Raw genomic sequence first — 5,476 nt, forward strand, 5'->3', positions numbered from 1 at the left:
CCAAGGTAGTTGTGTAAGCGTTCTGGTTCGGCCAGAACACGGCTGCCGGCAGTTTTATTGTCAGCTGAATGTATGCGGCGAGTAAAAGGTTGGCTGCAAAGGCGGTCCAAATGATCTTACGTGCCTGTGCTTTGCCGAACGCTTCGTTAATTAAGTCGATTAGGGTAAAGGTGAGCGCGTAGATGAACACGGCTGCCGGCACTGTAATCCCGCCGACATCAACAATCTTAACGGCGGTGATGTTTGCGATAAGTTCGCAGGCAATGTAGATTCCAATCAGGAAATAAAGCATGTACTCCTCCTTGTTTTCTTTTCGGCAGGTGACTGCGACTGCCGGTGACATGTTGTCTGGGTGTCACACCCTATCTATATGTTATGCATATTCTAGCATAAAGTTCGTTTAACGCCTAAACCCCTACCATACTTACTATACTTATGACAGTAAACTCCAAAACTTTCTCTTTAAGTTATTTCTCAGGTTCATTTACTATAACCATCTTGGAAGAACAAATATAACTGGGGATTCTGAAAGAGCGGTATGCGCGGGGCGAAATAGACAATGCCGAGTACGAGGAGCGAAAACGTACTCTCATAGGTTAGCGCTCTCGGAATACGTATATTTAGGTTTTATGGCTTGTTTGTCTACGAGCTAACCGCCATATCGTCTCTATGGCGATGATTGCAAAGCCGGTTACTGCCGTTGCCTGGTAAAGAACCGGCATTACTGGAAGCTCGAGTGCTAAGAACCAACGGATAGCGGGAGCGGCAAGCGTGATCGTCAGTGTCCCGGCCATTGCTGCAATGAGGCTTGCCCGCCAGAACGTGAAAGGCCGCACTATAATCGTAAGTATCCAGATACCTACCGCTATAAGTACTAGCGTTGTGATCGTTCTGGCTTGAACAACGGTTACACCGGGGTGGGCACGTGCGAGGATATACGAGACAAGGCTGGCTAAAGCCGCTAAGAACCCGATCGGGATAGCAAAGCGCAGTACCCGTTTGATAAACCCCGGTCGATAGCGCTTTTTATTCGGTGCGAATGAGAGGAAGAACGCCGGTGTGCCGATTGTTAATGCATCGATCAACGTTAACTGCCGGGGAAGAAAAGGAAACGGCCAATTGACTAAGGCAATGGTTATGGTGATAAGCGTGGCCCAGGCGGTTTTAGTAATAAAGAGATTCGCGACGCGTTCGATATTTGCAATAACACGCCGTCCCTCAGCAACTACGCCGGGTAATGTGGCAAACTCTCCGTTAAGCAGAACGATTTCGGCGACTGATTTTGTGGCCGGTGCGCCTGATCCCATAGCGATTCCAAGGTCTGCATCCTTGAGGGCAAGAACGTCATTGACCCCGTCGCCCGTCATGGCGACCACGTGGCCTTTTGCTTGAAGCGCCTTTATCATCATTTGTTTTTGGTGCGGGGTCACGCGCCCGAAAACCGTCCCTTCGTCCATTATTTTGGCTAAGTCGTTCTGGTTTTCGGGAAGGTGGCGCCCGTCAACCGGGTTGCCGATATTTTTCAAACCGGCCCGCTCGGATACCGTAGCGACGGTATTCGGGTTGTCTCCCGAGATTATTTTAATTGCCACGCCTTGATCGCCGAAATACCGGAGGGTGGTCGCAGCATCCGGGCGCACCTTTTCTTCAAGGATAACGAGAGCAACCGGCTTAAGATCGCCGGGGAGATTTTCTTCCGTAAGGCCGGTATCGCTTCTTGAGAGCAGGAGGACGCGTGACCCGGATTCGGCGAGATAGGTAACGCGCTTCAGTACCGGATTGTCGGGGGTTGCTTTATCAAGAAGCACTTCGGGCGCGCCGAGCACCCACGTTCCGTGCCCACTGAAGCCCGCAGCACTCCATTTTCGGGCGGGTGAGAACGGTATGGAGTTTGTAACGCGCCATCCTTGAGGAGCCGGTACTGCGGCTGCAATCGCGCCAAGTGTCGGGTTTCGATAGGCCGGTTCGGCCGCAAGGGCTCCGAGGGCCCGGGCCGGGTCGTCTTCTTTTTCTGAATCCAATGCCTCGATTCGGTTAAATGAAAGAATACCCTCGGTAATCGTCCCCGTTTTATCAAGGCAGAGAATATCAACTCGCGCCAATACCTCGACGGCAGGAAGCTGCTGTACAAGTACGTTTCGCCGGCCAAGGGATATAACACTCACTGCAAACGCGGCGCTCGTTAGCAGGACTAACCCTTGGGGGATCATTCCGATGATACCGGCTGCCGACCCTGTAACTGCGTCCCGCAACAATATGTGGGATCTGAGCTGGCTTGTGAGTAAAAGCAGAGCGGTAGGGATGATAATCCATGTTATAGAACGAAGGATGGTATTGATACTATCCTGAAGCTCTGAGCGCACGGGGCTAAAGTGGCGGGCCTCAGCCGCGAGCTTTCGCGCGTAAGCGTTGGCACCGACCTTAGTCGCACGAATTGCGCCCGATCCCGCAACAACAAAACTTCCTGAGAGTACAGTGTCGCCGGGGCTCTTAGTAACCGGTACCGACTCACCGGTAAGAAGCGATTCGTCTACTTCAAGGCCCTGGGAGGTAAGAACCACCCCGTCCACTACTATCTGGTCGCCTGGGGACAGCTCTAGCACATCATCGAGCACCACGGCGCTTACTGTGATTTCATAGCGCTCACCGCCACGAATAACCCGTGCTTTTGGTGCGCTGAGCAAGGTTAACCGGTCGAGCGTCCGTTTCGCCCGAACCTCTTGCACTATACCGATGAGAGTGTTGCCGATAAGGACCAGGCCGAATAAGGCATCTCTAATCGAGCCAAAGAGCAGTATGATTACGAGCAAGGTGCCAAGGATAGCGTTAAAGAGAGTAAAGATGTTAGAGCTAATAATCTCGGCGTAAGTGCGGCTTGTTGTCTCTTTTACTTTGTTGGTCTCTCCGCGCTCGACCCGGTCCTTAACTTCAGCATCTGTGAGACCATCAAGGTTATAGTTGTTTTTATATTCCATAATTATTTGTACCTTATCGCCTGCTACACAAATCACGGTTACGGTTATGCTTAGGTGGCGTGGTGCAACACGGCGCAAAGGTTATTATGCGTCTTTAGATCGGGTGCAACATTTTATCGATTTTTACCCTTGCCGCGACCAGCGGATCGATGAACGCGCTCTCCATATCGTTTTCGAGGTCTCGTTTGTTCGATAGATAGGTGACGCGGTCCTGCATTCTTTTCCGCAAAAAGTCGATATACGCAATTTCATTGGTCGGCTCAAATTTCTCATCGTAGTCGGCGCCGAATAGCTCTGCGCCGTTTTTCGGGATGAGAAGACCGGGGAACGTCTCCCATTCTTTCCACTCGAGCGTCCCCCTTACGATATTTGTGACGATGGTAAGGGAGAGCTGTAGCGTAATATTTATCTCTTTATCCGGCAGTCCGAAGGCGTGGGTGTTCATAACGTAGCACTCGGTGCCGAGCTTGAAGAGCTTGCTGAACTGCTGGCAGTCGACCATGAGCGGGTGGACTCTGAACGGGTTGGCGAACGGCTCGATAACGAGTTTTGCCAGCTCTTCTACCGGGACGTTTTCAACGCCTTTGGCCCTCATCGTACTTAGCGAAGCTCCCATGGCAACGGCTAGACCGATATCGGAGATTTTACTAACAGGTGGGAGCGACGGGTCTTTTTGCAGCCAGATTACACTGCCGGGGCGGGCGCAGGAATCGGCGTGGTTGAACATATCGCGCGATTTGATGCAACGGCCGTTATCGTTTCTAATATCTTCTGCCATAAGAAGCCGCGAGCCGTCCGGTTGCTGTGTTACGGCAACGTTCTGCGCCGAATAAAAATATTTGATGCTGGGATCGTTAAATTCTACCGCATCGGTTTTGTCGAAAAGGCTCGGCTCAAGAGCTACCGTGTTGTCGGCATCCAGGTCGATGAGGAACGCATCGTCATGGATGACGGTTACCTTTTCGTTTTCGTCTAATGTGCCGGCATGGTTGCAGCTGTTGGTGAGCGATGATTTCCCAGAACCCGAGAGTCCGAAGACGGCAACCGGGGATTTTTCATTAATGGTCTTGATGCCGCCATGGCAAGCGACCATGTTTTGCCTGGTTCCAATGGTCCATGCAAGGGTGAGCGTGCCCTTCTTTCTCTCGCCGAAATAGCGAAGTCCGAGCAATGCCGCACAGTTCTCGTCTTCGTCGATGATGACAAGGCCGTCGGGGAACCTGGAGTCGCGCCACTCGGGATCGGCAAGCACAAGGATATCCGGCTCGTCAATCTGTCTGGAATCGTTGTACATATCCATCCAGGGTTTCATCCATGGCGCAAAGTTAATCCCCCAGTCGAACATGTTCTTTGCATCGGTCGCAGGGCTAATAAGGTTGGCTTTAATCGCAAAATCGGGATGAAGGCCGACGATGGCCTCGAGCCATAGTCCCTCGCGTTTGTTGAGCTGGTAGACGGCCTCACTTAGTATCCGCAGATACTCGCCCTTCTCTGCCCCCATCTGCCGTACAAGTCGCCTGGCCCGTGCCGTGCGCCCGACGATTCCCCCGTCGTTAGAAACGAGGATTTTTGCATCCGCCGGAAGGTCGAACTGCTCCGGTTTATAGAAAGGTTGGGATGTTGCCATGACTTCGGATTGTTTCAATGCCAGCTCGTAAAGTTCTGGGATGGTCGTCTTTCTCACAGAATTAGCGTAAAACGCACTTTCGAGCATTGCCCTCCATGCAGAGCGCGGGGGTCTTTGAATACTGGCCATTGAACTTCCTCCTAGGCATTTCCTTTTATATACTAGGATACTCCCTAACTAGGTGTTTTAGCAATGTTTGTGCGCTTGTGCCAGCTTCAGAAAAGGTTATTTGTTATGATGATCCATGAGAGCCCGTAAGCTATTTTGGGTATCTAATAAACATGATGGATGTGATGGATGCCTTAAGAACTATCTCGTATTCGCTTGAAAACGAAAGCGATCTCGACCCTTTAATTGAGCAAGCCGGCGATACCCAGGCCGTCTTGATCGGTACCGCGACCCATGGCACCAGCGAGTTTTACAAGTGGAGGGCCATGATAACCCGGCGGTTAATCGAAGAGAAAGGGTTTTGCTTTGTCGCAGTCGAAAGCGATTGGCCAGCATGCTATCAGGTGAACCGCTACGTGAAAGGCGCCGCTGAACCGGATCAAAGCGGGCGGGATGTTTTGCGGGCGTTTAACCGCTGGCCTACGTGGTTATGGGCGAATTCAGAGGTAGAAGAATTCATAAAGTGGTTAAAAGAACACAACGCGAATCAATCAGGCGAGCGGCAGGTCGGCTTTTACGGACTTGATGTCTACAGCCTTTGGGAATCGCTTCGAGCCGCAGTAAAGTACCTGGAAGACACCATTCCGGATGCGGCAAACGCTGTGAAGCAGATCTATCGAAAGTTCGAGCCCTCCCGCCGCAACATCGAAGGTCATGCCTGGGGCGTGGGTCTGGTGCCCGAGCCGCAAGAGGATGAAGTGGTTAG

The 5,476-nt window shown here is 51.8% G+C and carries 5 protein-coding genes; 2 read left to right on the forward strand and 3 right to left on the reverse strand.

Annotation, left to right across the window (positions count from 1 at the left end):
• Nucleotides 1-292: queuosine precursor transporter (locus COY37_RS06350; protein WP_286976815.1), on the reverse strand; the 292-nt coding region annotated here is incomplete at its 3' end.
• A 233-nt stretch (nt 293-525) separates the two neighbouring features.
• On the opposite strand from COY37_RS06350, the gene COY37_RS11855 reads away from it, so the two are divergent.
• Entirely contained in the window at nt 526-600 is a 75-nt protein-coding gene (locus COY37_RS11855; RefSeq protein ID WP_353683004.1) for an SHOCT domain-containing protein, read from the forward strand.
• 20 nt (nt 601-620) lie between these two features.
• Here COY37_RS11855 and COY37_RS06355 read toward each other — a convergent pair whose 3' ends face one another.
• Together COY37_RS06355 and COY37_RS06360 are read right to left on the reverse strand one after the other, a co-directional pair.
• Nucleotides 621-2,975 carry an HAD-IC family P-type ATPase gene (locus COY37_RS06355; RefSeq protein ID WP_286677501.1) on the reverse strand — a complete coding sequence of 785 codons (2,355 nt, stop codon included), beginning with the start codon at nt 2,973-2,975 and terminating at the stop codon, nt 621-623.
• 94 nt (nt 2,976-3,069) lie between these two features.
• Nucleotides 3,070-4,731, reverse strand: a complete 1,662-nt coding sequence (locus COY37_RS06360; RefSeq protein WP_286976819.1) for a phosphoenolpyruvate carboxykinase (ATP) — start codon at nt 4,729-4,731, stop codon at nt 3,070-3,072.
• A gap of 152 nt (nt 4,732-4,883) precedes the next feature.
• On the opposite strand from COY37_RS06360, the gene COY37_RS06365 reads away from it, so the two are divergent.
• Nucleotides 4,884-5,476, forward strand: a 593-nt coding sequence (locus COY37_RS06365; protein WP_286976822.1) for an erythromycin esterase family protein, incomplete at its 3' end; no start/stop codon positions are given.

It is taken from the genome of Candidatus Aquicultor secundus (genome assembly GCF_002791875.1).
Classification (GTDB): Bacteria; Actinomycetota; Aquicultoria; order Aquicultorales; family Aquicultoraceae; genus Aquicultor_A; species Aquicultor_A secundus.

Excerpts from the sequence above, each read along its gene's own strand:
- COY37_RS06355 (WP_286677501.1), bottom strand. The coding sequence starts at position 2,975 with ATGGAATATAAAAACAACTATAACCTTGATGGTCTCACAGATGCTGAA.
- COY37_RS06360 (WP_286976819.1), bottom strand. The coding sequence starts at position 4,731 with ATGGCCAGTATTCAAAGACCCCCGCGCTCTGCATGGAGGGCAATGCTC.